The organism is Streptomyces sp. BE20 (genome assembly GCF_036322525.1).
In the GTDB taxonomy this organism is placed as follows: Bacteria; Actinomycetota; Actinomycetes; order Streptomycetales; family Streptomycetaceae; genus Kitasatospora.
Map to the genome: position 1 here is coordinate 1 of NZ_JAQYWW010000786.1, position 399 is coordinate 399.

Below are 399 nucleotides of genomic sequence, written 5' to 3' on the forward strand. Positions count from 1 at the left end.
ACCCAGATCTTCGACGCCTAGGGCGGGCTGATCGCCAAGGTGTACGAGCGCGACCGCACCGTCCTCGCCGCCGACCAGATGTCGCCGTACATGCGGCAGGCCCAGGTCGACATCGAGGACGCCCGCTTCTTCGAGCACGGCGGCGTCGACCTCAAGGGGGTTCTCAGCGCGATCAGCAAGTTCGCGGAGTGCTGCAGCTCCTCCCAGGGCGCCTCGTCGCTGACCCAGCAGTTCGTGAAGAACGTCAACGTCGAGTAGGCCGGCGACGACCTGGCGGCCGTACTGGAGGCCCAGCGCAAGTCCCTGGGCCGCAAGATCCAGGAGCTGAAGGTCGCGATCAAGCTGGAGGAGGACCTGACCAAGGACCAGATCCTCACCAACTACCTCAACATCACCTTC

Annotated in this window: 1 pseudogene; it reads left to right on the forward strand. The window is 64.9% G+C overall.

Going from position 1 to position 399, the window contains the following annotated elements:
* Positions 1-21: 21 nt before the first annotated feature.
* Positions 22-399 (forward strand): annotated as a pseudogene (locus PUR61_RS16605) (transglycosylase domain-containing protein); the annotation flags it as partial.